Below are 23,134 nucleotides of genomic sequence, written 5' to 3' on the forward strand. Positions count from 1 at the left end.
ATGCGCTCCTTATCGTCGTCGTAATGCAAAACACCACCACCCTACGCCACCGGACGGCGGTGTTCAAAACAACGTCATCATCAACACGCATACCGAATCGGTGCCGTTCCCCGCTGACCTGCCGACCGGTTATGGCGTCGCCGTCGGCGCCGTCGTCCCTGTCCACACGCGCGCCTACCGTGAAGGCAAACATAAACGCAGGGGAACTCCGGGAGGTTCGGAGTTGAGAGTGGCCCAAGGCCTGACCCTTAGAACCTGTTGGTTAAGACCATCGTAGGGAGCAGTGATGAGCGACGACTCGACTCGTTGCGGCAACGCCGCATACTCAGCAATCCAAATCTCGCCCGACGACCCGTTGCGCGCGCGCATCGCCGAAGCCGTGCAGTCCGTGAGGACCACCACACCGCTGGCCCAATCCTTCACGAATTTCGTGACGATCAATCTGGTGGCCAACGCGCAGCTGGCATCGGGTGGCACCGCGGCGATGAGTTTCCTGCCGGACGACATCGTCGATACGGCCCAGATCGCAGGCGCCACCTATATCAACGTGGGCACGCTGCTGCCGTTCTACAAGGACGCGCTGGCGGATATCGCCGAGCGGCTCGGCCGGCTCGGCAAACCGTGGGTGCTCGACCCGGTGGCGGCGGGCATCGGCACGACACGCACCGCGATTCTCCAATCGTTCCGCGACCATCCGCCGACCGTCGTGCGCGGCAACGCGTCGGAGATCATCGCCCTGGCCGACATGTGGGGATTGAACGACAACGTGGGGGGAGCTTACCCAAGCAGCAGGCCGGCCGGCGTGGAATCCGTCGATGACGTGGATTCCGCGACCGGCGCGGCCATGCGTTTGGCACGGCATCTCAGCAGCCATGCCGGCAAGGCCGCCGTGGCGGTGTCCGGCGAGGTCGATCTGGTGACCGACGGCGAACACGTCTACCGTCTGCCGGGAAGCAGCGCGATGATGACGAAGATCACCGGTGCGGGATGTTCGCTGGGCGGCGTGACCGCCACCTATCTCGCGGTCGCCGATCCGCTCACCGCCGCGATCGCGGCTTCGCTGCTGTACAACCGCGCCGGCGAATCCGCCGAAGCGGCGTCACGAGGCCCGGGCTCCTTCCAAGTCGAATTCCTTGACGCTCTTTGGAACACCACAGCCGAACAGATTGCCGCATCCCCCATGTCGATGGCGTGACCGCAAACCTGCGCCAAACCATATATCGATTTCACGACTCGTATCACCTCTTGTGAAGGAATCCCATGACCAACGAATACCCTTACACATCCATGCGCGACCGTTTTGACCTGTCCGCCTATCTGGTGCTCGGCCCCGACGATTGCAAGGGACGTCCGCTGACCGACGTCGTCGACCGGGCGCTTGCCGGCGGCGCGACGTTCGTCCAATTGCGGGCCAAGAACGCGGATGCCGGCGAACTGACCCAGATGGCGCGTGACATCGCGCAGATCATCGAAAACAACGACAAATCCGATTCGGTGGCGTTCGTGATCGACGACCGCGTGGATGTGGTGTGGCAGGCGCGACGCAAGGGCATCAAAGTGGACGGCGTGCATATCGGCCAGACCGATATGGAACCGGCCCAGGCCCGCGCGCTGCTCGGAGACGAGGCCATCGTCGGCCTGTCCGCGCAGACCGAGCGTCTGGTCCGTCTGATCAACGAACTGCCGGACGGCTGCATCGACTACATCGGCGCGGGCCCGCTGCACTACACCAATACCAAACCGGAGGCCGCGGTCGTCGAGGACGACGGCGCGAAGCACACGCTCGACGAGACGCAGATCAACACGATCTGCTCCGCCTGCGATTTCCCCGTGGTGGTGGGCGGCGGCGTGAAGGCCGACGACATCCCCATGCTGGCCGGCACCAAGGCCGCCGGCTGGTTCGTCGTCTCCGCCATCGCGGGCGCTCCCGACCCCGAAGCCGCCACCCGCGAACTGGTCGCACGGTGGAAAGCCGTTCGCGGCGACGCCAAGCACGGCTACGCCAAACGCGACACGGCCCGATCTCACGCAACCCGATAGACATCGAAGAGTCAAGGAGCATACGATGACCACGCTTCCCGCGGTATTGACCATCGCCGGTTCGGACTCGTCCGGCGGCGCCGGCATCCAAGCCGATCTGAAAACCATGCTCGCCAACGGCGTGTTCGGCATGTCCGCGATCACGGCGCTCACCGCACAGAACACCACCGGCGTGCGTTCCGTACAGGACACAGACCCCAACATCCTCGCCGACCAGATCGACGCCGTGTTCGATGACATCCGCCCTGTGGCCGTCAAAATCGGCATGGTGTCCAGCACCGTGCTGATCGAGACCATCGCGGACCGACTCGCCGAGCATCGCGCCGCCAATGTGGTGCTCGACCCGGTGATGGTGGCCACGTCGGGCGCGAAACTCATCGGCGACGATGCGGTCGACGCGCTGACCGCCATGCTGTTCCCGCTCGCCACGGTGATCACACCGAACATTCCCGAAGCCGAGGCACTGACCGACGCATCGATCACAACCCGCGAGGATATGGAGGCCGCGGGCCTGCGTCTCGCCACGCAGTATGGATGCGCCGCGCTGATCAAAGGCGGCCATGGCACGAACGACGCCAGCGACGTGCTGGTCGAGCCGGATGGCACTTTGACTTGGTTCGAAGGCGTCCGCGTCGATAATCCGAACACGCACGGCACCGGTTGCACGCTCAGTTCGGCCATCGCGTCGAATCTCGCCAAGGGACTGCCGCTTCCTTTGGCCGTAAAATCCGCGAAGGACTATCTGACCGGGGCTCTGCGGGCCATGCTCGACCTCGGCCATGGCTCCGGTCCCATGGACCACGCGTGGGCCTGGAGGTAACATCACGACTAGGACCATGCCGACCGGCCCATCACCGGCACATTGTGGAATCACCTGTATATACGCACATGCATAAGGAGCACCCATGACCATCGATCGTCACGCCGAAAAGCAGGAGGTCCCGGTCGATCCGGAGACCGGCAAACCGTATCTCAATACGGTGGCGGCCGTCGCCATCGCCCCCAGCGGAGTGGGTGCCGAACTGAGCGAGTACGTCTCGCAGGCGATCGCCGTAATCCGCGATTCCGGACTGCCGAACGAGACGAACGCCATGTTCACCAACATCGAAGGCGACCTCGATGATGTGGTTCGCGTGGTCGTCGAAGCCACGAAGAGACTCGCCGAGCAGGGATACCGCACCGGAGTGAGCCTCAAGCTTGACATCCGACCCGGATTCTCCGGCCAGATCACCGCCAAGCAGGCGCTGGTCGACGAAATCCTCTCCAAGGAGGACTGACGTCGGCATCCATCCGTTGCTCCCCGCCCGTATACTGGACACAGGAGACGGGGAGCAACGCCGACGGCCGAGGCAATGACGCCGCGCCGCAGAAGGATGGGGGCCATCATGAAACACACCAACGTATCCGCCACCATCGTCGCCATCATCGTCGCCATCGCCCTGATCGCCGGTGCGGGCGTCGGCATATGGTGGTTCACCGCGCGCGACGTGCGCCCCGACGCCATACCCGCAAGCGAAGCCGCGAAGGCCGCGTTGACCCGACCGGCCACGGCGAAGGATCCCGACGACGAGTCCGTCTCGTTCACCTACCGTTCCGCGCCGGAATTCATGAACCTACGCGACCGCAACGGCAACACGAACTACTCCCCCGCCTCGCTGTGGCTGGCGTTGGCCATCGCGGCCCAAGGCGCGGACGGGCGGACGCGCGAGCAGATGGAAGAGACGTTGGGATTGGAGGGGATGGACGATGAGGACTACCGTTCGCTGAGGTTGTCCATCAACGGCGATTACGGCGAGGACGTCCGCTCCGACATGCGGACCGCCAATTCATTGTGGGTGGACGACGATCAGGTGACGCCGGACGAATCCTTCCTCGACACCGTCAAAGGCCCGTTCGACGCGCAGGTGCGCACCGTCGACTTCTCCGACGCCGACACCGCCCGGACGATAAGCGATTGGATCGCCGAACAGACCGGCGACACGCTGCGGCCACGGATCACGATCGTCCCGAACGAAGTGATGGCGATCATCAACACGGTGTACGCGGACGGGCGATGGTCCAGCCCGTTCGACGAGTCGGCCACCGATGACGCGACGTTCCATGGCGCCGACGACGACTCCACCGTGCCGTTCATGCATCAGACCTTCGACTCCCTCGACCTCATCCAGGATGACGCGGCCGGTTGGCGGCGGGCGGATATCCCGTTCGACAACGGCGGCATGCTGAAGGTGCTTCTGCCCGACGAGGGCCGGTTCGAGACCTTGGCGGCCGATCCGGCGATGCTGCAGCATGCGTTCGAGACTGACGCGCGGGACGCGGACGGCGCGACGGCTTCGGTGGACATGACGCTTCCCCGCTTCACGATCGAGAACACGTTCGACAGCGAGGATTCCATACGGATTCTGGAATCGTTGGGCATGACCGACGCTTTCGACGCCGGTTCGGCCGATTTCGGCAGGTTGGGAACCGCGGCCGACGGCGGAGCGTTGTATCTCGGCACCGTGGTCCAAGGCACCCGCATCGAGGTGAGCGAGGTCGGCGCCAAGGCGGCCGCCTACACGGAAGCGGGCATGACGACGGCGGGCGCTCCCGCCGACGTCGTGGAGTTCACCGTGGACCGACCGTTCCTCTATGCGCTGACCACACCCGACGGCGTGCCGCTGTTCATCGGCGCGGTCCGCAACATCGCCGCCTGATTTCCGATCATCACCGGCGGTTGGCGCCGGGACCGAAAGAAGAACGCCGACGGCCGGGGTGATGGCGGTATCCGATTTGATGGTATATCGTTTGACGTATGACGACGATGAAAGAGATTGCAGAGAAGACTGGGGTGTCGGTCTCCACGGTCTCTCTGGTGCTCAACGACCGAGACGAAGGCCGAGTGAAATCAGGTATCGCCGACCAAGTGCGCGCAATGGCGGAGAAACTCGGCTATAAGCCCAACCCTCTCGCGCGGTCCCTGCGCACCAGCAAAACCCGCATCCTCGGCTTCATCAGCGAGGAGGTGGCCACCACCCCGTATGCCGGCGGCATCATCCTCGGCGCGCAGGCCGCCGCCAGCCAACTCGGATACATGCTCATCACGGTCAACACCGACGGCGAGGACAGCGAGGACGAGGAGATCACCGCGCTGAAACGGTATGGCGCGGATGGATTCCTGTACGCGAAGATGTCGAACCGATACACGGACGTGCCCGAAAGCCTGACCTCCACGCCGCTTGTTCTGGTCGACGCCACGGACAGCCGGGGGCGCTTCCCCAGCGTCGAGCCGGACGAGGTCCACATCGCCTACGACGCGACCACAAGACTCATCGAGGCCGGCTGCCAGCGCATCGCCTATATCGGTTGTTCCGAGCCGATGCTCGCCCAGGACAGGAGACTCGAAGGATACCGCACCGCGCTGGAGGACGCCGGGCGGGGCTATGACGAACGTCTGGTGCGCAACGTGCTCAACAACGGACCGGCGTTGCAGGCCGTCAGCGACCTTTTCGACGAGCAGCGTCCCGACGGATTCTTTTGCTTCAACGACGCGCGGGCTTGGTACGTCTATGAATGCGCCGCGCGACGCGGACTCACCATCGGCAAGGACATCTCCGTGATCGGCGTGGACAACCACCGCGTGCTCGCCGAGACGCTGGAACCCCAGCTGACCACGGTGGAGCTCCCGCACTTCGAGATGGGCTACTGGTCCGTGCGCAAACTGGTGTCCATGATCGAGAAGCGCGATCTGGACGACATCGCCACGCCGGAGACGACGGCACCGCTGCCGCCGCTGGATTCGCCGATTCCGGCGATGATCCGCTGCACGCTTATCGAGAAGGGCTCCGTGGCCCAACGGGCGTGATAGGCCATCCGTCAGTCAAACGCGACACGCCGATGATGCGAACATCGGGAACCTCAGAAACCGCATAACGTCAATCGTTTGACGATATACTTGCGGACGACACGCGTCAATCGTTTGCCGTCAAACGATTGACGCGTTATACTGAGTAGCGTCACCACACAGCGCGGCAGCTGTGGCGACAGCAACAACAATCCGCAAGGCAGCGGGAAACCAACACAAAAAGGAAAACATCATGGCAAGCGCAAGCAAGTCTGCATGGAAGAATCCTTCCTACCTGCAGAGCTCCTTTGGCATTTTCATGTTCTTCTGTTCCTGGGGCATTTGGTGGTCCTTCTTCTCCAGGTGGTTGCTTGACCCGGACAAGGGTCTGGGTATGACCTCCGCCGAGCAGGGATCGATCTATTCGATCAACTCCCTGGCCACGCTCGTCATCATGTTCATCTACGGCGTGATCCAGGATCAGCTCGGCATCAAGCGCAAGCTCGTCATCGTCATCTCCGCGATCGCCGCCTGCGTCGGCCCGTTCGTCCAGTTCGTCTACGCGCCGCTGCTCTCGGCCGGCGGTGCCACCCGTTACGTCGGCGTCCTCATCGGCTCCGTCGTCCTGTCCGCGGGCTTCATGGCAGGCTGCTCCCTGATCGAGGCCGTCACCGAACGCTACTCCCGTAAGTTCAACTTCGAGTACGGCCAGTCCCGCGCCTGGGGCTCCTTCGGCTACGCCATCGTGGCTCTGTGCGCCGGCTTCCTGTTCAACATCAACCCGATGCTCAACTTCTGGGTCGGCTCCGCCTGCGGCATCGGCATGCTGCTGGTCTACCTGCTGTGGGTCCCGGCCGAGCAGAAGGAGGAGCTCAAGAAGGAAGCCGATCCGAACGCCGCTCCGACCAATCCTTCCTTCAAGGAAATGATCGCCGTCCTCAAGATGCCGACCCTGTGGGTCCTCATCGTCTTCATGCTGCTGACCAACACCTTCTACACCGTGTTCGACCAGCAGATGTTCCCCACCTACTACTCCAGCCTCTTCTCGAGCACCGACGTCGGCGACGCCACCTACGGCACCCTGAACTCCATCCAGGTCTTCGTCGAATCCGCCATGATGGGCGTCGTTCCGATCATCATGCAGAAGATCGGCGTGCGCAACGCCCTGCTGCTCGGCGCCTTCGTGATGTTCGCCCGCATCGGCCTGTGCGGCGTGTTCCACGACCCGATCTCCGTGTCCATCGTCAAGATGTTCCACTCCATCGAGGTCCCGCTGTTCTGCCTGCCGGCGTTCCGCTACTTCACCCTGCACTTCGACACGAAGCTCTCCGCCACGCTGTACATGGTGGGCTTCCAGATCGCCTCGCAGGTCGGCCAGGTCATCTTCTCCACCCCGCTCGGCATGCTGCATGACGCGATGGGCGACCGCCCGACCTTCTTCACCATCTCCGGCATCGTGCTCGTCGCTCTGATCTACGGCTTCTTCGTGATCAAGAAGGACGACCAGGAAGTCGGCGGCGACCCGTTCTACACCGACAAGCAGCTGCGCGCGATGGAAGCCGCCAAGGCCTGATCCCGTCAGCAAACACACCTCGCGGTATCCGGAACATCTGGCTTTCCGGATACCGCCCCTTATAACCGAACCCTATAACTGAACCCATAACGAACACAACGCATCGCAAGGCCTGCAACGGCGTGACAACCGACATCGCCTTTCAGAAAGGAAGTATTCGACGATGAGTGACTTCTCCCCCACCCTTACCCCGATCAAGGACCATGCCGAGGAGCTCGCCAAGGCCGAAGCCGGCGTGGCCGAGCTCGCCGCCAAGCGCAACAACCGCTGGTATCCCAAATTCCACATCGCCTCCAACGGCGGCTGGATCAACGACCCGAACGGCCTGTGCTTCTACAAGGGCCGCTGGCACGTCTTCTACCAGCTGCACCCCTACGGCACCCAGTGGGGCCGATGCACTGGGGCCACGTCTCCTCCACCGACATGGTCGATTGGAAGCGCGAACCCGTGATGTTCGCCCCAAGCCTCGAGCAGGAGAAGAACGGCGTGTTCTCCGGATCCGCCGTGATCGGCGACGACGGCGCGCTGCGCTTCTACTACACCGGCCACCGTTGGGCCAACGGCGTGGACGGCTCCGGCGGCGAATGGCAGGTGCAGATGTACGCCACGCCGGACAACGACGAGCTCACCAGCGCCACCAAGCACGGCATGGTCGTCGACTGCCCGCGCGATGAGGTCGATTCCCACTTCCGCGATCCGAAGGTGTGGAAGACCGGCGACACCTGGTACATGACCTTCGGCGTGTGCTCCGCCGAGCGCCGCGGCCAGATGTGGCTGTACACCTCCGAGGACATGGTCGAGTGGACCTTCAAGCGCGTGCTCTTCCAGCATCCGGATCCGGATGTGTGGATGCTCGAATGCCCCGACTTCTTCCCCATCAAGGACAAGGACGGCAACGAGAAGTGGGTTATCGGCTTCTCCGCCATGGGCGCCAAGAAGAACGCCTTCATGAACCGCAACGTGAACAACGCCGGCTACATGATCGGCACTTGGGAGCCGGGCGGCGAATTCAAGCCGGAAACCGAGTTCCGCCTGTGGGATTGCGGCCATAACTTCTACGCCCCGCAGTCCTTCACCGCCGAGGACGGCCGCCAGATCATGTACGGCTGGATGAGCCCGTTCGCACAGCCCATCCCGATGGAGAACGACGGCTGGTGCGGCAACCTCACCCTGCCGCGCGAGATCACCCTGGGCGAGGACGGCGACGTGCACACCGCCCCGTGCGCCGAGGTCGAAGGCTACCGCGAGAGCACCGTCGAGCATGGCGAAATCGCCCTGAGCTTCAATGAGGAGAAGGTCATCTGCGACGACGCCGAAGCCGTGGAGATCGAGATGGTCATCGATCTGGACAACTCCACCGCCGAACGCGCCGGCCTCAAGGTGCACGCCACCGAAGACGGCGCCTACACCTACGTGGCCTACGACGACCAGATCGGCCGCGTGGTCATCGACCGTCAGGCCGCGGTGAACGGCGACAAGGGCTATCGCGCCGCTCCGCTGGACGAGGCCGAACTGGGCGGCAAGCTCAAGCTGCGCGTGTTCGTGGACCGCGGCTGCGTCGAGGTCTACGTCAACGACGGACACCAGGCGATGAGCTCCTACAGCTATCCGACCGACGGACCGCGCGCCATCAAGCTCACCAGCGAATCCGGCGAGCTGAAGGTCGACTCCCTGACCGTGCACACGCTTAAGAGCATCGGCCTGGAGTAAACGCTTCCCATCCCAAGAGCCCCTTGTGAGGATCGCGCCAAGAGATCCTCACAGGGGCTCTGTCTGTTTGTATGACATCCTTCCGTGTTCGCCGGTGTCAGACGTGGAAGGATGTCCGAGATTCCTCGACTACGCTCGGAATGACGGGGTGGCCTACGCCCGCAATGACGAAGTCACTTTTTGATGCCGCCGAAGCGACGGTCGCGGTGGATGTAGTGGTCGATGGAGCGCCACAGCACATCGCGGCCGCAATCGGGGAACAGTTCGGGCACGAAGTCGAGTTCGGCGTAGGCGGCCTCCCATGGCAGGAAGTTGCTGGTGCGCTGCTCGCCTGAGGTGCGGATCACCAGATCGCAGTCGGGGATGTCGGGGTTGTACAGGTGGTCGGCGATCATCTTCTCCGTCACGCGGTCGCCGCTGATCTTCCCGTCACGCACCTCGCGCGCGATCGCGGCGCAGGCGTCGGCGATTTCGGCGCGGCCGCCATAGTTGATGCAGAACACCACATCGATCACGTTATTGTGCTTGGTGCGTTCCATCGCCACCTCAAGCTCGTCGATCACCGACTTCCACAGTTTGGGTCGGCGGCCCGACCAGCGCACACGCACGCCCCACTCATCCATCTGCGCCACACGGCGGTGGATGATCTCACGGGAGAATCCCATCAGGAAACGCACCTCCTGCGGACTGCGCTTCCAGTTCTCCGTGGAGAAGGTGTACAGGCTCAGATACCGCACGCCGGCCTCGATGGCGCCGGCGATGGTGTCGAACACCACCGGTTCGGCGGCCTGATGCCCGTTGGTGCGAATCAATCCGCGTTCCTGGGCCCAACGGCCGTTGCCGTCCATGATCACGCCGATATGTTTCGGCACTTGGTTCTTCGGGAAATCGGGAATGCGCGACGGGTCTGAGAAGGGCGCCGCGGGAACGCTCAGCGAGGTGTAGTCCACGTGTTCAAAAGCCATACTCACGAATCTAGCAAGCGCAGTGAACGAATCGGCCGTTCCAGATAGTATTCTCCCCATTCCTCGACCAGTCGCTCGGTGGCGGGTTCGAGCGTGCCGCCTTCCAGCACGTTCCAATCACCACGAACCAGCGCGTTCAGCTGGGTCAGGGCCGTCACACCGACGCGTTGCGATTCGGGTGTGTGGTCGGTGGCGCACATCACGCCACCCGCCGGAATCGACAGATATTCGGTGGATGTTCTGCCGCACACCACACACGCGCCCAGCCGCGGACTCCATCCGGCGATCGACAGCGCACGCATCACATACGAGCCGCCGATCGCCTTGGGATCATGCGCATGCCGCGCGAGCGCGGCCAGAGCCGCGATAAGCAGACGGTACTGCTCCCCCACCTGTTCCATCTGCACGTCGACGAGTTTGTCGACCGTCTCCACAACGATGCTCGCCGCACTGTACGTATCGAAATCCGCGGCGATCGCCCCGCCGTACGAGGCGACCGATTCCGCTTGGGAGATCACGTCCAACGACCGGCCTTCGGCGATCAGCACATCGACGCGCATAAAGGGTTCCAGACGCCCTCCGAAGCGGGATTTGGTGCGGCGCACGCCTTTGGCGACCGCCCGCACCTTGCCGTGCTCCCGAGTGAGCAGGGTGACGATGCGGTCGGCCTCCCCCAGTTTGGCGGTGCGCAGCACCACTCCCTCATCTCGATACAACGGCATGCTCACCATTATGCCGCATGGCGGCCGGCACATGAGGATACGCCTTCGGGGAAGTCTCCCGTTTCCGTGGATTCCCGGATGGGGGAAGCCCACTCACAACGAATCAGTCACCGCATACCGACTGCACGCGGCCCGACATCCACGAAAGGTCGAGCTGCCGCGGAAGACTCAGTGACCCGGATGCTGGATCGGCACGACGACGGGACCCGTGGCGTTGACGGGAACCTGTCCGTCCGCCTCCATCTGCGCGGCGATCTCCTGGGCTTTGGAGAGCAGGGTTTCGACGATCTGGTCCTCGGGCACGGTCTGGATGACCTTGCCTTTGATGAAGATCTGCCCCTTGCCGTTGCCGGAAGCCACGCCGAGGTCGGCCTCACGCGCCTCGCCGGGTCCGTTGACGATGCATCCCATCACGGCCACGCGGATGGGGGCGGTGACGTCCTTCAATCCGGCGGTCACGGCCTCGGCGAGCTGGATCACATCCACCTGCGCGCGTCCGCAGCTCGGGCAGGAGATGATGTCGAATTTGCGCTGGCGCAATCCCATGTATTCGAGCAGCTTGCAGCCCACCTTCACCTCTTCGACCGGAGGCGCGGACAGGGAGACTCGGATCGTATCGCCGATGCCCTCGGCCAGCAGCGCGCCGAACGCGAGGCATGATTTGATGGTGCCCTGCCAGGCGGGACCGGCTTCGGTGACGCCCAGATGCAGAGGCCAGTCGCCTTTGGAGGCGAGTAGCCGATAGGTTTCGACCATGGTGATCACGTCGTGGTGTTTGACGGAGATTTTGAAGTCATGGAAGCCCACATCCTCGAACATGCGCGCCTCCTTGAGCGCGGAGGCGACCAGCGCCTCGGGAGTGGGGCCACCATACTTGGCGTACAGGTCCTTGTCCAGCGAGCCGGCGTTCACGCCGATGCGCAGCGAGATGCCGGCATCGGTGGCGGCCTGGCAGATCGAGGGACCCACCTCGTCGAATTTGCGGATGTTGCCCGGATTCACGCGCACGGCCGCGCATCCGGCATCGATGGCTTGGAAGACGTATTTGCTTTGGAAATGAATATCCGCAATCACCGGAATCGGAGACTTGCGCACGATTTCGGGCAATGCGTCGGCGTCGTCCTGGCTGGGCACGGCGACGCGCACGATGTCGCATCCGGCCGCGGTGAGTTCGGCGATCTGCTGCAGCGTGGCGGGCACGTTCGCGGTCAACGTGTTGGTCATCGACTGCACGGAGACGGGCGCGCCCCCTCCGACCGGAACCGGGCCGACCATGATGCGGCGCGATTCGCGGCGCGGATGCAATGGCGACTCGCTGATCGCGGCCTCGCCGGTTTTACGGAACGGCTTGTCGACCGGCTGCTCGGCTGGGGCAAAGGGCTCGTTGGGCATGCGTTCGCCTCCCTGGAGGGCTTGGTTCGAATCCTGATACGTGTGCGGATGGCTCACACTTGCTTGTTTATCAAATCATCGGCACGTCGGCGCGCCTCGAGCTCAATCTGGCCCATTTCCTCCACGTCGGCGAACAGCGGCGCGCCGCGCATGGCGGCATCCATATCGTCGAGCACGGCCTTCACCGTGTCGACGATGCCGAGATATGGCAGCCGGTGGTCGAGGAAGGCCTGCACGGCCTGTTCGTTGGCGGCGTTGAGCACGGCCGTGTGCTTCTCCGATGCTGCGAGGCATTCGCGGGCGAGCGAGACGGCGGGGAACGCCACGTCATCCAACGGTTCGAAGGTCCACGTCGCGGCTTTGGTCCAATCACAGGCCGCCGCCACGTCGGTCATGCGATCCGGCGCGGACAGTCCCAAGGCGATCGGCAGCCGCATATCGGGCGGCGAGGCTTGGGCGATGACCGCACCATCGACGAACTCCACCATCGAATGCACGATGGACTGCGGATGCACGGTCACCTCGATACGCTCCGGGGGAACATCGAACAGCCGCGAGGCCTCGATGACCTCCAGGCCTTTATTCATCAGCGTGGACGAATTGATGGTGACCACCGGACCCATATTCCATGTGGGATGGTTCAGGGCCTGTTCCGGCGTGATATCGGACATCCGCTCACGGGTCCAGCCTCGGAACGGACCTCCGGAGGCCGTGACGACGAGTTTGGACACCTCCGCTTGGGTGCCGGAACGCAGCGACTGCCAGATGGCGGAATGCTCGGAATCCACGGGATTGATCTGGCCGCTGCGGGTCTGCGCGCCGAAGAGCAGATGGCCGCCCGCCACCACGGATTCCTTGTTGGCCAACGCCAGCTGGGATCCGGCGTGCAACGCGGCGATCGAGGGTTCCAATCCGATGGAACCGGTGATGCCGTTCAACACCACGTTCGCGCCGGAGCCCGCCAACGCGGTCACCGCCCGCGCGCCGCCCTGCACCTGGGTGTTCGACGCGCCGGCCTGGTCAAGGGCCTCACGCAACGCGGCCACCTTCGTCTCGTCGAATACGGCGACCTGCGGCACGCGGAAACGCGCCGCCTGCTGGGCGAGCAGATCGATATGGGCGCCGCCCGCCGCCAAACCGGTGACGGTGAAACGCTCCGGATGCCGAGCGATGATATCCAGCCCCTGCGTGCCGATGGAACCGGTGGAGCCCAGAACGACGACCGTGGAGTTGGCGATCACTGTTGCCTCTTCGTGCCGGCGGGATTGACGTCGTCCAACGAGGGGAAGGACAGGTCGGGAATCTGATCGTCCACAGCGAGGCGGACGTTGGGGAACATCTCGGGGAACAGATTCCCATCGGAATCGTCCTGCGGCTTGACCGGCGTGGTCGCGACGAACGACGATTCCTCGGCGGAGGCCGGCTGGAAGGAAGGAGGCATGTCCTCATCCGCCTTCGCCGCGACGGGCGCGTCCAAATCGGGGATATGCGGTTCGAAGGACGGCGTGTCTGCGACGGGATGCTCCTGCACCGTCTCGGCCATCTGTGCCAGGGCGGCCAATGACGAGTCGGGTTGCGGCGCCTGCTCGGCGACGGGTTCCTGGGGGGATTGCTCGACCGCGACCGGTGCCGGAGCGGGGACCGCTGCCGGTGCCGGCTCAGGCGTCGCTGCCGGCGCCGGAGCGGGCGCGAACGACGGGGCATCCTGCACGGAGGACTCGGGCGCGGCGGAAGACTCAGGCATGGCGGAGACCTCGGGCGTGGCCTGTGCCTCGGGCGCGGCGGATGCCTCGGACGTCACAGGCGCCGCCGGAGCCGCGGGCGCGGCAACCGGCGCGAAGGACGGGGCGTCGACCACGGGCGCGCCGCTGAACAGGCTGCGTTCCGCCTGATGCAGCGCGTCGAAGGACTCGTCGTGCTGCGTCGCGGCCGGAGCGAAGGACGGGAGGCTTTCCGTCGACGAGGCGGCGTCGCGGCGGTACTGCGCGTCGGACGAGAACAAGGGAGCGACCGCTTCGCCCGTCGTCGCGGCGACGGGCGCGGGCATGGGCGCGACGGAGGTCGCGGCACCCGAATCCGCGGAGATGTAGTCGGCCACGCGGGCATACGACTCGATACGGCTCAACAGCTGCACACAGGAATTGAGGAAATGGTCGACCTGACGTTCGTCATAACCCCGCTTGCCTGTGCGCTGGGTGAAGATCACGTTGGAGACGCTCGTCGCGTTGAGATCGGCCAAAGAACGCACGTCGTCCTCGCTCACGCCGTCGATGCCCAGCGCCGCGGCGGCCTTGTCCACGATCTGGTCCGCGAGTCGGTCCACCTGCTTCTTGTCGTAGGAGGGGCTCTTGGGCTCGCCGGGCTTGAACCGTTCGCCCGCGGCCCGGTCGACATGGTTGATGATCTGACGATACAGATTCTCCGTATCGGCCTTCCAGGCGATGCGACCGTGCTGGGAAATCTCCCAAGTGGTCTGCTTGTCGACCACGGCACGCTCCAGACGGGCCAGAGCCGCGTCCACCTGCGCGATCACATAACCGTTTTTGACCAGATCGAAGGACACGTTCTGGATGTCGCGCTGCGTCAGTCGCGCGCCTTCGCTGTCGTACAGGGCGTGGGCGCGCTCCAAAAAGGCGTCCACCTGACCCGGATCGTACCCCCACTTACGCTTGCCCGACCGCGCGATGCCCGCCGCGCTGGCGCCGGATTGAAGTTCCTGAGCCATTGGCTGTTCGACCTCCTGAAGGTAGTAAACTCTTCTCCACCTTACGCGATTGTTGCGACGCGCGCAGCATCGGCACGCATCGCACTCGCGATTGTGCCGCCCATGCGCTATGGTGGTCGACTGCGGGCAATTAGCTCAGTTGGTTAGAGCGCCACCTTTACACGGTGGATGTCAGGGGTTCGAGTCCCTTATTGCCCACTTCATCGCTTGCCCCATCATTATAGCGGGGTCCGACTGATTCTCCCCTTTTCCCAAGGCCTGACACGCTGGCCCTTTCGCGCTTGAACTGCTCGTCCAACTCCTTTCTCGCCTGAAGATACCGGCGTTCAAGTTTCCTCGCTCCGACTCCGCCAACGCCGCTGGCCTCATTGGTGCGCCAATCGCCATCGATCTCGGTCATGATTGAGACTCCTTAGCGTGGGACTGCCGGATCTTCGCCAGAGATTCTGAGCACGGGCGACTCTCCCTGGCCAGACGTGGGCGCGTTCTCGAACGAGGGGACGCGCCCACGTCGGATTATCGACGTTCGGCAATCAGCGTTCGAGCTTGACGTAGAGATAGCCGGTTCCTGGAATCTCTTGGAAACCGTATTTGCGGTAGAAGGGGTCGGAGCCACCGGCGGGTTCCACGATGAGGGCTTTCGCACCGATGACGCTAGCCGCCGATGACGCGCGCAGAATCGCGTCCCGGAGCAGGTGTTTGCCGATGCCGCTGCGTTGGTAGCGGATATCGACGCCGAGCATGCCGAGAAGGATCACGGGCACCCGCTTCGGCGCGTTGCGGCGCATCCATCCGCCGGAGATCTCGTCACGGCTCACGGAGTAAGCGCCAAGGGTGTAGAAGCCGGCCAGCGGCCCGTTCTTTTCCCATGAGGCGTACACGACCGCGGTGCCGTTGCGTTGGGCGCGCAGACCTCGATTATGAAGCCAGTCGTCCACGACCGGCAACCCGCTTTCGAATCCTGCGATGTCGTCGTTCTCTTCGAGACGTCGCGGCGGGAGAAATTCGTTCATGCCCAGATCGGCTCCTCGTCCAGCAGGTCGCGCGTGGCCTGCGGCATGGGCTCGTCGAGCGCTTTGAGGAACGCGTCGAACACCTCGTCGGATAGGCGCAGCGTGGTGGCGTTCTCGATGTCTCGTCGCGCGGAATCGACGAGGTTTCCCACCGACCATTGCGTCAGGGACATGTCTCGCAGCGCGGCGGCGCGTTCGATAAGGCTTTTCTGCTCGTCGGTCAACCGTAGGTTCATCTGCGTGTTTTTCTTTGTTTGTGAGGACATACTCAGTATTGTATAGCAATTTGCTATACAATACTAGTCATCGACATGTCGACAAGACTCTGGCGGACGACGTCAGAACACACATGGGGCATGAACAGCAGAGGGCCATCAATGAAATGAACCAATGACATGCCTACGCATATCTCATCACTGGCCCAATCAACGGGATTGTTTGGCGGACTCTTTCGTGCATCAATTCGTGGCCGACGCGCAGAAACGCATCATCGCCGCCGTCAACGGCCTTTGCCGAACGCGCGCAGGCGGATTCCGTTCCAATCCGAATTCACCGTCAGCGGAGTGGCGGCGTTCATGCCTGCCGTTTTCGCCGCGGACTGCACCGTACTGGAACTGGCGGCGCCCCGGCGTCCCGGCTTCGGGGTCAGCACCCACAACGGGCCATCGTCACCAAGCACCGTATAGGCGTCCACGATGGTGTCGGACAGTTCGTCCTCGTCGTCGCCGTCGCGCCACCAGATGATCACTCCGTCGACCGCGGAGTCGTAATCCTCGTCGACGAGATCCTCGCCGGTCAGCTCCTCGATCTGGGCTCGAATCGAATCGTCCACGTCATCGTCCCAGAGCCACTCCTGGATGATGTCGCCAAGTTCGAAACCAAATTCTTCAGCGTGTTGTGATGCCGTTTGATTCACAGTGGACACCTTAGCAAGGGTTCGCGAAAAAACACGTTAACAACCCGCGCGTGTGGGTGGATCCACGCCTGCGACCACAAAGCCGGCGTCGTCGCGGGACCCGCGCTCACGCCGTGCAATGAGGCAGATCATCGCCCTCGCCGTTGCCTATGGCGACCAACGCGGCGTACGCCTCCTCCAGCGTGGAGACCTTCACGTCGCGCAGACCGTCGGGCACATGCCCCACCACGCTGCCGCAGTTGGCTTCGGGCGCGAGGAACCAGGTGGCGCCGTCGCGCTTGGCCCCCAGCATCTTCAAGCGGATGCCTCCGATGGAGCCGACCTCGCCGCTTTCGTCGATGGTGCCCGTTCCCGCGATGATCTCCCCTCCGGCCTCGTCCGCCTCGGTGAGTTTGCTGATGAGGCCCAGCGTGTACATCATGCCGGCCGATGGACCGCCGATGTCGTCCACATGCATGGTGATCGTAGCGTCGTCCAGCACGTCGGGCGACACGCCCAGCTCGTCCGCATGCGCGGCGATGTAGGTTTTCGCGGCGGCGACGGCCGCGTCCTGCGAGCTGGACATCGACTCGGCGTTCTTCTCCTCGTACTCCTCGTCGGTCATGCCGACCGGTACCACCGCCTCGCGCGGCAGCACCGTGATCTGCGGGTCCAGCCATCCCCATAGGACCTGCGCGTTGGTGAGCGGATATCTGGACACGCCCATGGCGCTCACCGTGACCAGCAGCAGTTCGCCGGAATCCTCATACGTGTCGACACCCTCCACATCGATCACCGTGCCGGAGTCGACCGTACCCAGCACATCCTGCGTGGGCCCCGGCATTTCGATGACATACGCGCTGGGCGTCACCAGCACGACCACCGATAGGACCACAGCCGCCGCCCCCGCGAGATACCGCGCGGACCGTGCGGCGAAATACCGGCTCACGCGCCGGCCTGCACCACGGATTTTTCCAAACATGGCTTCCCAGTGTAGACACGCGCCTGTGCGATGGCTGAATGCGGACATGAGACGCGGCGGCACACCGCGACGGGAACACGGTGATTCGGTCATGTGCGAGAACCGCGCAATCACTCGGCTCGCGGCGAAACGGGCGCGGGCACGCTCTACACTGGTGAGCAATACCACCGGCAGTCAAGGGACGGATATGGACGACAACGCGATTCACGAATGGCTGATCAAATGCTTCGGCCCCATCCAAGGCGAGATGGCCTGGCAGCAGATCAGCCAGCTGCCCGAACACATCCGCGAGCAGCTGATGGACCAGGACCCCTCGCGGCTGCCCGACCCCGCGCAGGTGCAGCAGCTGATGACGGCGTTCACGGCCGGCGGGCTCAACACCATGGGCGATATGCAGCGCACGCTCGACGAGGGACCGATCAACGTCAAACTCGCCAAGTCGATCGCCTTGCAGCAGGCCAACGCCGCCGGCGCGGCGACCACCGTATCCGCCCAGCAGGGAGAGACGGCGCGTCGCGCGATCAGCGAGGCGAATCTGTGGCTCGACACCGCCTGCCAGTTCGATCCCGCGCCGGGCGAGCCCGATGTGCTCACCCGCGCCGATTGGGTCGAAGGCACCATCGACCAGTGGGCGAAGTTCGCGGCACCCGTGGCCGAGTCGATGAGCAACGCGATGTCGTCCGTGATCGGAGAGCGGCTCGGAGACGCGTTCGAAGGCGAGGTAGCCGGCATGTTCGCGGGCCCCGTGCCGATTCCGATTCCCGACGGCATGAAGAATCCCGCCCAGCTGCTCAAACTGTTGGGCAACACCTCGTATGCCATGCAGCTTGGTCAGGCGGCCGGCAATCTCAGCCACGAGGTGCATGGCAGTTTCGACCAGGGCATCATGCTGTTGAAGAATCCCGCCGGGGCGCTGATCGCGCAGAATGTGGAGGAGTACGCCAAATCGCTGGGGATCGACGCCGACGAGGTGACCGCGTTCCTGGCCCTGCGCGAGGTGGCGCATGCCCGTCTGTTCGCCGCGGTGCCGTGGCTGATGCCGCGTTTCGAGGCGCTGATCGGCAAATACGCGCGCGGCATCACCATCGATCTGGACGCGATGGAGGAACAGCTGCGCGATGTGACCTCCATGGATCCCGAATCGATCTCCGGAGCGGTGAACCTCACCAAGGTCGGCATCCCGGACACGCCGGAGCAGCGCGAGGCCATGGCTTCGTTGGAAACGCTGCTGGCGCTGGTCGAAGGATGGGTCGATTGCGTGGTATGGCGCGCCGGCATGGCGCATATTCCGCATATCGAACAGTTGCGCGAGATGATGCGCCGTGAGCGCGCGGTAGGTGGTCCCGCCGAGCGCACGTTCGAAAGCCTGCTTGGACTGGAGCTGCGTCCCAAGCGCATGCGCGAAGCCGCCGGATTGTGGGAGATGGTCACCATGGCCGAAGGTCCCGAGGCCCGCGACGCCAAGTGGAGCCATCCCGATCTGCTGCCCGCGCTGTCGGGCGACGCTCCCCAGACCATCGCGGCGCCGGAAGCCGCCCACCCCTCGCGTATGGACCCGTCCCCCGACCAGGCGAAGAACGCCGATGCCACCGGCGCGACGGAGACCACCGGAGAGACCGGAGGCCAATCCCCCTCGTCGTCATCCGGTTTCGATGCCAAGCCCGGTGCCATCGACTGGGATGCGGAACTCTCCAAACTGCTTGACGAGAACGTCGGCACCGACGAGACGAGCGGCGACGACGCCAACGTCGCCGACACCGACGAGGCCGGCGACACGGATCAAGCCCAATAGCGCGACGAACGGCGAGACCCCGCCTCACACCAATCGCATGAGGTGGGGTCTCGCAGACGACGGGCCGCGGCATGCGCCGGTGAAACCGGCCACCGGCCGGGGAATCTCAGACCACGAAACGCGAGGCCCTGCGCCGTTGCGCGCCATAGCCGTCCTTGCTGCGCGCGTATGACAGGTGCAGGGAGTCCTCCGCTCGCGTGACGGCCACGTACATCAGCCTCCGTTCCTCCTCCAACGCGTCCCCCGACGCCCCGGCCCCGTACGGCAACAGGCCCTCCGAGCAGCCGATCAGGAACACATGCTTGAATTCCAGACCTTTGGCCGCATGGATGGTGGAGATGGTCACGCCAGGATCCTCAGGTACGGGTTTCGCGGCCTCGTCCGTTCCGCCCACCGCCGCCGTGTCCGTTCCCTGGGAGGCCGAGGATCCCCGCCCCGAGGGGACGATTCCCATCGCCTCAAGCAACGCCTGCCGTTGCGCCGCCTCGCTGGCCGACGCCGACGTCTGCCAGCCGGTGTCGCGCCGCACGCGGTAGCGCAATCCCGCGGAACGCAACGCCGCGCAGCACAACCGCTGCTGCGCGTTGATACGCGTGAGAATCGCACAGTCCGAGGCTCTGACGCCGTCATGGGCGACCATATGCGCGATGCGGGCCGCCACCGCCTGCGCCTCCTCCTGGTCGCTGACGTACACGGTTTTCTCGACGCGCGCGCCCGCTTCGCGCGCCGAGGTCAATGTGAGGTAGTCCTGACGATCGGGCGCGGCGGCGAGCACCTTGTTCGCGTAGTCCACGATCCGCGCGGTGGAGCGGTAGTCGGTATTGAGGCTGACATCCGCGCTCAGCGGGCCGAATTCGTCTCCGAAGGCCAGCAGATCGTAGCTGGACGCCCCGGCGAAGGAATAGATGGTCTGGGCCGGGTCCCCCACCACGCAGATATTGCGGTTGAGGGCGATCCCCTCCCCGTCCGACAGCCATAGCGTCATCAGCCGATGCTGCAAAGGGGAGACGTCCTGGTATTCGTCGACGGTCAGCCATCCGACGGACGAACGGATCCGCGCGGCCGCGTCGGGAAAATCATCCAGCACATGGCAGGTCAAAAGCAGAATGTCGTCGAAGTCGATCTCCCCACGTCCCGTCTTCTCCTGCTCGTAGGCATCGTAGATGTCGGTGAAATGCTTGGCGTCGAGCCCGGCCGGGGGCGTGCGTCCCACCAGTTCGCACACCCGTGCGTAATCCTCCGCCGCCACCATCGAGATTTTCGCCCAGTTGATCTCGGCCTGCACGTCACGCGCGGCCGTGGGTTCCATGCCGGAACGCCCCGACGCGCGGGTGAACGCGCGCGACACCAGATCGCGCTGGTCCTCGACCAGATGAGGGAACGGGGATTCGCAGATGTCCATCCACACGTCGCGCAACTGGCGTAAGGCCGCCGAATGGAACGTGGCCGCGGTGACCTGGTCGCCGATGCCGAGCGTGGTCAGTCTGGCGCGCATTTCGGCGGCGGCCTTGACGGAGAACGTCACCGCCAACGTGCGGGAGGCGTCCCAGGCTCCGGTCGCGCAGGCATAGGCGATGCGCCGCGTCACCGTGCGCGTCTTGCCCGCGCCCGCGCCCGCGATGATGCGCACGGGCCCTTGCAGCGTGGTGGCCGCACGCCGCTGCGCCTCATCCAGCCCTTCGAGAATCGTCGATGCCTCCATGCCTCCATTGTGGCATCCGCCCTGTGCCGCGCCCGCCCGCGGACCGACGCTTCGGCGACGATTCGAGCGACACTCGGCGTTTCGAGATATGCCGGACGGCGAGATTTGCGCGCCCGCGTGTATTAGTGTGGAACTGTGATGAAACGTAGCAAGTTTATGTTGGCCGCGCTGACCTCCGCGCTCTGCCCGAATATCGCCGTCGCCGGCGTGCGCGACAACGCGACCGGCAGCGCCACGGACGAGGCCGCGGGCATCGATCAGGCGGTGCTGCAGGACGCCTCGGGCAAACTGTACGACGTATACGCCACCGATACCGAGGCCGGACGCAAGCGCCTCGCCTCCCGCGTGCGCGCGGCCCGCACACTTGCCGACGCGCGCGACCCCGGCGGATTGGGCTTCACCTTGGACCGCGTGATCGCCTTCGCCTCCGGAGATGAGCCGAACGGACCCACGGAATCCACCGCGGTGATGGTCACGCCCCACTGCGAAGGGCAGCCCCGCAGCTTGGATCTGCTCACACTGGACGATTGCGCCAGCATGGGCACCGCCATCGGCGCGATCCACCGACTGCGTCCCGATTTTCTCGCCGAGGCGAAATATCCGGTGTTCACCACCGGCCAGATCCGCTCGCAGCTGACCGCGTGGATCAAGCGTCTGCGCGCCGCCGGCCATGTGCCCTCCGAAATCACCAACAGCTGGGCGCGCATCATCGAAACCGAAGGCCTGTGGTCGTTCTCCACCTGCACCGTGCACGGCGGATTCTCGGACGGCGACGTGCTGTTCTCCGGTTCGACCATCACCGCGGTCACCAACTGGCAGGATATGCAGGTGAACGATCCGGCGCGCGATCTGGCCTGGGTGTTCCTCAAGCTCGACGACGAACATCGCAACGCCGTGCTTGCCGCCTACGGACGCATGATGGGCTCCCGTCTCGACGATCTGATCATGCTGCGCGCCAACCTATGGCTGCAGATGGAGCAGGTGGGCGAATTCATCCAGGCGCTCAACCGCGCGGACAACGGCCGCATCCTGCAATTCAAGGCGCAGGTGGAGCGTCTCGCCCACCAGCTCGGCGTGCTCACGCCGGCCGGCAATGCGGCGCACGCCACGACGAACTCGACCGATGGCGCGAATCCGGCCGGAGCGCAATCGCCGTCCACCATCACCGTCGGCACGCTGCTCAACGAATCCGAACGCCGCGCCGCGCAAGCCACGCGCGCCAACGCCTTCGTCGACCAAGCGCACGAGCCTTCCGACGACACACCCGATCCCGATCGCACCGGCTCCGCGCAGATCGTCGCCACCTCACCCGCGGATGACGACACCTCCGACTCCACCGCGGACCGGCCAATCACCCCCATCGATGCCTCCGACTCCACCGCGGACCGCCCAGTCACCCCGTCCGACGCCGACTCCACCGCGGACCGGCCCGCGCTCGGCAACGCGCGCCCGCATTCCTCGGCGGAACGCTCGCCAGGCTCATCGGTGACCATCACCATCAACGAGCTCATCGCCAGCGCCGAGCATGCGATCCAAGGCGACGGCGCCTACGCCGTGGCCAGCGCCGCGGCGCGAGCCGACGGCACCGACGAGCGCGAACCCGTCTCTCCAAGCTCCGTCGCCCCCGGCCCCCACACCGCCACGCCGGAACGCGAGGCCGAAACCACGCTAATCCCGCTGCTGGAGCGTGAGGAGCGCGCGTTGCGCGACGCCCAGGCCGGACTGGAGGGATTCGACGAGAACGGCATGCCGATCGACCGATAAGCGACGGGCCCACTCGGCCGCGCGTCATCCACGCCG

The 23,134-nt window shown here is 64.5% G+C and carries 19 protein-coding genes, 1 tRNA gene, 2 pseudogenes and 1 riboswitch; of the genes and pseudogenes, 12 read left to right on the top strand and 10 right to left on the bottom strand.

Annotated elements, in window-relative coordinates:
- Positions 1-189: 189 nt before the first annotated feature.
- Positions 190-297: riboswitch (TPP riboswitch) on the top strand.
- The 9 genes and pseudogenes from thiM to BL8807_RS12075 all read left to right on the top strand — a co-directional run bounded on the left by thiM (position 287) and on the right by BL8807_RS12075 (position 9,146).
- Positions 287-1,195, top strand: a complete 909-nt coding sequence (gene thiM, locus BL8807_RS00550) for a hydroxyethylthiazole kinase (protein ID WP_072726831.1) — start codon at positions 287-289, stop codon at positions 1,193-1,195. (Overlaps the previous riboswitch by 11 nt.)
- A gap of 65 nt (positions 1,196-1,260) precedes the next feature.
- Positions 1,261-2,034: pseudogene (locus BL8807_RS00555) on the top strand (thiamine phosphate synthase); the annotation flags it as partial.
- A gap of 31 nt (positions 2,035-2,065) precedes the next feature.
- Positions 2,066-2,860: a bifunctional hydroxymethylpyrimidine kinase/phosphomethylpyrimidine kinase gene (gene thiD, locus BL8807_RS00560; protein WP_072726833.1), complete on the top strand. Its 795-nt coding sequence runs from the start codon at positions 2,066-2,068 to the stop codon at positions 2,858-2,860.
- An 85-nt stretch (positions 2,861-2,945) separates the two neighbouring features.
- The gene (locus BL8807_RS00565; RefSeq protein WP_072726834.1) at positions 2,946-3,317 is read left to right on the top strand and encodes a thiamine-binding protein; all 372 of its coding nucleotides are present in this window, start codon (positions 2,946-2,948) and stop codon (positions 3,315-3,317) included.
- A gap of 108 nt (positions 3,318-3,425) precedes the next feature.
- Positions 3,426-4,736 carry a serpin family protein gene (locus tag BL8807_RS00570; protein WP_226847392.1) on the top strand — a complete coding sequence of 437 codons (1,311 nt, stop codon included), beginning with the start codon at positions 3,426-3,428 and terminating at the stop codon, positions 4,734-4,736.
- 98 nt (positions 4,737-4,834) lie between these two features.
- Positions 4,835-5,884 (top strand): LacI family DNA-binding transcriptional regulator, encoded by a 1,050-nt coding sequence (locus tag BL8807_RS00575; RefSeq protein WP_072726836.1) that lies wholly within the window; start codon positions 4,835-4,837, stop codon positions 5,882-5,884.
- A 232-nt stretch (positions 5,885-6,116) separates the two neighbouring features.
- Entirely contained in the window at positions 6,117-7,436 is a 1,320-nt protein-coding gene (locus BL8807_RS00580; RefSeq protein ID WP_072726837.1) for an MFS transporter, read from the top strand.
- Positions 7,437-7,599: 163 nt separating this feature from the next.
- Positions 7,600-8,582, top strand: a pseudogene (locus BL8807_RS12070) (glycoside hydrolase family 32 protein); the annotation flags it as partial.
- Positions 8,574-9,146 carry a GH32 C-terminal domain-containing protein gene (locus BL8807_RS12075; protein WP_264298335.1) on the top strand — a complete coding sequence of 191 codons (573 nt, stop codon included), beginning with the start codon at positions 8,574-8,576 and terminating at the stop codon, positions 9,144-9,146. The pseudogene BL8807_RS12070 and the gene BL8807_RS12075, both read left to right, overlap by 9 nt.
- A 173-nt stretch (positions 9,147-9,319) precedes the next feature.
- Here BL8807_RS12075 and BL8807_RS00590 read toward each other — a convergent pair whose 3' ends face one another.
- The 5 genes from BL8807_RS00590 to BL8807_RS00610 all read right to left on the bottom strand — a co-directional run bounded on the left by BL8807_RS00590 (position 9,320) and on the right by BL8807_RS00610 (position 14,950).
- Positions 9,320-10,111, bottom strand: a complete 792-nt coding sequence (locus BL8807_RS00590) for an isoprenyl transferase (RefSeq protein WP_072726839.1) — start codon at positions 10,109-10,111, stop codon at positions 9,320-9,322.
- Positions 10,112-10,113: 2 nt separating this feature from the next.
- Positions 10,114-10,833, bottom strand: a complete 720-nt coding sequence (gene recO / locus BL8807_RS00595) for a DNA repair protein RecO (protein ID WP_072726871.1) — start codon at positions 10,831-10,833, stop codon at positions 10,114-10,116.
- Between the two features lie 168 nt (positions 10,834-11,001).
- Positions 11,002-12,225 carry a flavodoxin-dependent (E)-4-hydroxy-3-methylbut-2-enyl-diphosphate synthase gene (ispG, locus tag BL8807_RS00600; protein ID WP_072726872.1) on the bottom strand — a complete coding sequence of 408 codons (1,224 nt, stop codon included), beginning with the start codon at positions 12,223-12,225 and terminating at the stop codon, positions 11,002-11,004.
- Between the two features lie 53 nt (positions 12,226-12,278).
- Positions 12,279-13,463, bottom strand: a complete 1,185-nt coding sequence (gene dxr / locus BL8807_RS00605; protein WP_072726873.1) for a 1-deoxy-D-xylulose-5-phosphate reductoisomerase — start codon at positions 13,461-13,463, stop codon at positions 12,279-12,281.
- Positions 13,463-14,950, bottom strand: a complete 1,488-nt coding sequence (locus tag BL8807_RS00610) for a DivIVA domain-containing protein (RefSeq protein WP_072726840.1) — start codon at positions 14,948-14,950, stop codon at positions 13,463-13,465. Before BL8807_RS00610 ends, dxr begins: the two co-directional genes overlap by 1 nt.
- A 124-nt stretch (positions 14,951-15,074) precedes the next feature.
- On the opposite strand from BL8807_RS00610, the gene BL8807_RS00615 reads away from it, so the two are divergent.
- Positions 15,075-15,148, top strand: a tRNA-Val gene (locus BL8807_RS00615).
- Between the two features lie 335 nt (positions 15,149-15,483).
- Here the strand turns inward: BL8807_RS00615 and BL8807_RS00620 are convergent.
- The 4 genes from BL8807_RS00620 to BL8807_RS00635 form a co-directional block, all read right to left on the bottom strand.
- The gene (locus BL8807_RS00620; RefSeq protein WP_072726842.1) at positions 15,484-15,963 is read right to left on the bottom strand and encodes a GNAT family N-acetyltransferase; all 480 of its coding nucleotides are present in this window, start codon (positions 15,961-15,963) and stop codon (positions 15,484-15,486) included.
- On the bottom strand, positions 15,960-16,199 hold the full coding sequence (locus tag BL8807_RS00625; protein WP_083570308.1) for a type II toxin-antitoxin system TacA family antitoxin: 240 nt from the start codon (positions 16,197-16,199) through the stop codon (positions 15,960-15,962). The genes BL8807_RS00620 and BL8807_RS00625 overlap by 4 nt, the downstream gene beginning before the upstream one ends.
- A gap of 263 nt (positions 16,200-16,462) precedes the next feature.
- A complete protein-coding gene (locus tag BL8807_RS00630; protein WP_094725422.1) occupies positions 16,463-16,879 on the bottom strand; it encodes a DUF3052 domain-containing protein in 417 nt (138 codons plus the stop codon).
- Between the two features lie 106 nt (positions 16,880-16,985).
- Positions 16,986-17,840 carry a YlbL family protein gene (locus BL8807_RS00635; RefSeq protein WP_072726845.1) on the bottom strand — a complete coding sequence of 285 codons (855 nt, stop codon included), beginning with the start codon at positions 17,838-17,840 and terminating at the stop codon, positions 16,986-16,988.
- A gap of 187 nt (positions 17,841-18,027) precedes the next feature.
- On the opposite strand from BL8807_RS00635, the gene BL8807_RS00640 reads away from it, so the two are divergent.
- Entirely contained in the window at positions 18,028-19,632 is a 1,605-nt protein-coding gene (locus BL8807_RS00640) for a zinc-dependent metalloprotease (protein WP_072726846.1), read from the top strand.
- A 106-nt stretch (positions 19,633-19,738) separates the two neighbouring features.
- Here the strand turns inward: BL8807_RS00640 and BL8807_RS00645 are convergent, their stop codons facing one another.
- Positions 19,739-21,334: an ATP-dependent helicase gene (locus BL8807_RS00645; RefSeq protein WP_072726847.1), complete on the bottom strand. Its 1,596-nt coding sequence runs from the start codon at positions 21,332-21,334 to the stop codon at positions 19,739-19,741.
- A gap of 138 nt (positions 21,335-21,472) precedes the next feature.
- On the opposite strand from BL8807_RS00645, the gene BL8807_RS00650 reads away from it, so the two are divergent.
- Positions 21,473-23,098: a phosphotransferase gene (locus BL8807_RS00650; protein ID WP_072726848.1), complete on the top strand. Its 1,626-nt coding sequence runs from the start codon at positions 21,473-21,475 to the stop codon at positions 23,096-23,098.
- Positions 23,099-23,134 lie beyond the last annotated feature (36 nt).

This window comes from Bifidobacterium lemurum, assembly GCF_014898175.1.
Taxonomy (GTDB): Bacteria; Actinomycetota; Actinomycetes; order Actinomycetales; family Bifidobacteriaceae; genus Bifidobacterium; species Bifidobacterium lemurum.

Excerpts from the sequence above, each read along its gene's own strand:
- BL8807_RS00625 (WP_083570308.1), bottom strand. The coding sequence starts at position 16,199 with ATGAACCTACGGTTGACCGACGAGCAGAAAAGCCTTATCGAACGCGCC.
- BL8807_RS00635 (WP_072726845.1), bottom strand. The coding sequence starts at position 17,840 with ATGTTTGGAAAAATCCGTGGTGCAGGCCGGCGCGTGAGCCGGTATTTC.
- BL8807_RS00570 (WP_226847392.1), top strand. The coding sequence starts at position 3,426 with ATGAAACACACCAACGTATCCGCCACCATCGTCGCCATCATCGTCGCC.
- BL8807_RS00645 (WP_072726847.1), bottom strand. The coding sequence starts at position 21,334 with ATGGAGGCATCGACGATTCTCGAAGGGCTGGATGAGGCGCAGCGGCGT.
- BL8807_RS00575 (WP_072726836.1), top strand. The coding sequence starts at position 4,835 with ATGACGACGATGAAAGAGATTGCAGAGAAGACTGGGGTGTCGGTCTCC.
- BL8807_RS12075 (WP_264298335.1), top strand. The coding sequence starts at position 8,574 with ATGGAGAACGACGGCTGGTGCGGCAACCTCACCCTGCCGCGCGAGATC.
- thiM (WP_072726831.1), top strand. The coding sequence starts at position 287 with ATGAGCGACGACTCGACTCGTTGCGGCAACGCCGCATACTCAGCAATC.
- thiD (WP_072726833.1), top strand. The coding sequence starts at position 2,066 with ATGACCACGCTTCCCGCGGTATTGACCATCGCCGGTTCGGACTCGTCC.
- BL8807_RS00590 (WP_072726839.1), bottom strand. The coding sequence starts at position 10,111 with ATGGCTTTTGAACACGTGGACTACACCTCGCTGAGCGTTCCCGCGGCG.
- BL8807_RS00650 (WP_072726848.1), top strand. The coding sequence starts at position 21,473 with ATGAAACGTAGCAAGTTTATGTTGGCCGCGCTGACCTCCGCGCTCTGC.
- recO (WP_072726871.1), bottom strand. The coding sequence starts at position 10,833 with ATGCCGTTGTATCGAGATGAGGGAGTGGTGCTGCGCACCGCCAAACTG.
- BL8807_RS00640 (WP_072726846.1), top strand. The coding sequence starts at position 18,028 with ATGGACGACAACGCGATTCACGAATGGCTGATCAAATGCTTCGGCCCC.
- BL8807_RS00565 (WP_072726834.1), top strand. The coding sequence starts at position 2,946 with ATGACCATCGATCGTCACGCCGAAAAGCAGGAGGTCCCGGTCGATCCG.
- BL8807_RS00620 (WP_072726842.1), bottom strand. The coding sequence starts at position 15,963 with ATGAACGAATTTCTCCCGCCGCGACGTCTCGAAGAGAACGACGACATC.
- ispG (WP_072726872.1), bottom strand. The coding sequence starts at position 12,225 with ATGCCCAACGAGCCCTTTGCCCCAGCCGAGCAGCCGGTCGACAAGCCG.
- BL8807_RS00610 (WP_072726840.1), bottom strand. The coding sequence starts at position 14,950 with ATGGCTCAGGAACTTCAATCCGGCGCCAGCGCGGCGGGCATCGCGCGG.
- BL8807_RS00580 (WP_072726837.1), top strand. The coding sequence starts at position 6,117 with ATGGCAAGCGCAAGCAAGTCTGCATGGAAGAATCCTTCCTACCTGCAG.